Source organism: Vibrio sp. 1727 (genome assembly GCF_033344415.1).
GTDB lineage: Bacteria > Pseudomonadota > Gammaproteobacteria > Enterobacterales > Vibrionaceae > Vibrio > Vibrio alginolyticus.
The window spans coordinates 1-629 of sequence record NZ_JAWPOT010000392.1; the positions used below are offsets into that span (position 1 = coordinate 1).

Annotated in this window: 1 pseudogene; it reads right to left on the bottom strand. The window is 49.0% G+C overall.

The window, feature by feature from the left end:
• A pseudogene (locus tag R8O10_RS25935) lies at nt 1-629 on the bottom strand (urocanate hydratase); the annotation flags it as partial.

The following is a 629-nucleotide window of genomic DNA, read 5'->3' on the forward strand; positions in this document are numbered from 1 at the left end:
TGGCCAGTCTGATACTGCGTCAGAGCCGTCCATCATGCCTTCTGTTTCTCGGTTCGGGCTTGCTACAGAGCCTGAATCTAAGTGGTCGCGACCAATAACGATAGGAGCTTTCAGCTCACCATTTTTCACCATTTCGTTGAACGCTTGACCAAGGCGCTCACGATCTTTCAAACCTACCCAACAAATACGAGCCGGAAGACCTTGGAACTGAATACGCTCACGCGCCATATCTAACCAGTTATGCAGATGTGGGTTGTCAGGAATCAACTCTTTTACTTTTTGGTCGGTTTTGTAAATGTCTTCTGGATCACCTGATAGAGCTGCCCAACGGAAAGGCCCAATGCCTTCACAGAATAAAGGACGAATATAAGCTGGAACGAAGCCTGGGAAATCAAACGCATTTTCTACGCCTTCTTCCAGTGCCATCTGACGAATGTTGTTACCGTAATCGAGAGTCGCCGCGCCACGGCTTTGCAGATCAAGCATCGCTTGCACTTGTACTGCCATGGATTTCTTCGCTGCTTTTACAACAGCGGCTTCATCTTGCAGACGCATTTCTGCTGCGTGAGACATGCTCCAGCCTTGTGGTAGGTAACCATTTAGTGGGTCATGCGCAGAGGTTTGGTCAG